General features: G+C 44.1%; 2 protein-coding genes. Both read right to left on the reverse strand.

The window, feature by feature from the left end:
• Positions 1 to 43: 43 nt before the first annotated feature.
• Positions 44 to 526, reverse strand: a complete 483-nt coding sequence (locus R7190_RS26115; protein WP_005460676.1) for a putative 4-hydroxy-4-methyl-2-oxoglutarate aldolase — start codon at positions 524 to 526, stop codon at positions 44 to 46.
• Positions 527 to 579: 53 nt separating this feature from the next.
• Positions 580 to 921: DUF3293 domain-containing protein (locus R7190_RS26120; protein ID WP_318137709.1), on the reverse strand; the 342-nt coding region annotated here is incomplete at its 5' end.

Raw genomic sequence — 921 nt, forward strand, 5'->3', positions numbered from 1 at the left:
AAGATTGGCAACAAGGCTTTGAGGTAGGTTTAGGTTTCCGATTCTAAAAATCGAGTGCTTCTTTTGAAATCAACACCCCATTCCAATCGGCATAAACATGATGCTTTGGTTGAACAATTTGGTTCAGCATCGTTAACGTCACGTTGACTTCACCCACACCACGCTTTTCCGTTTTAAACGGACATGTACCCAGCGCTTGCACTCCTATGTCCATTTGCGACATTTGTGCCACATCACGCACCGCTCCGTACACGATGATACCTTCCCAACCATTTTCGATACCGAGTATCGCCAGCTGATCACCGAGCAGCGCTTTTTGGCAGGAACCGTGTCCATCAACAATCAAGACTTTGCCAGTGCCATCCTGTTCTAGAACTTCACGTACTTTAGAATTATCGTGATAGCAACGCACTGTGACAATTTCGCCATGAAAGGCGGTACGTTGACCAAAGTTCTGTAGCGGTAAATTTAGCAACGTCACTTGGTCTTCAAATTGATCACAAATATCTGGTGTTATGTCTCTCATATTTCCTCCGTGAATTTGCTCGCTCGGGCATAACCCCAACGAGAGATATCCTGTTATACGAGCCTGTCGTTAATTTTTCCTAGCCAGTGTTTTTTGCTCGGTGCCGCGCACGCAACTAAGTAAAGATCACTATCTATCACATAGTAAATGGCATTTTGTTGAAACGCTTTTGCCAATCGCACAGCCTCTTCTAATGATATATCCGCCGCAAAACTCTCTTCACACCATTCAAAGCTGCGATCACCTACGTTAACGAGCACGTAATTCGCGTGTTTAAGTTGTTTTTCTAACTCTTGATTACTTATGCAGTTCTCTTTCTTTGACCGCAAATTACTGTAGGGGTTCCAAGCAGTTATCACCGCATAACTTGACGTATGCCATTCAGCCTCAAAATG

Source organism: Vibrio sp. 1078-1, from assembly GCF_033340475.1.

Bases quoted from the DNA above. Each gene is read 5' to 3' on its own strand.
- R7190_RS26115 (WP_005460676.1), bottom strand. From the start codon at position 526: ATGAGAGACATAACACCAGATATTTGTGATCAATTTGAAGACCAAGTG.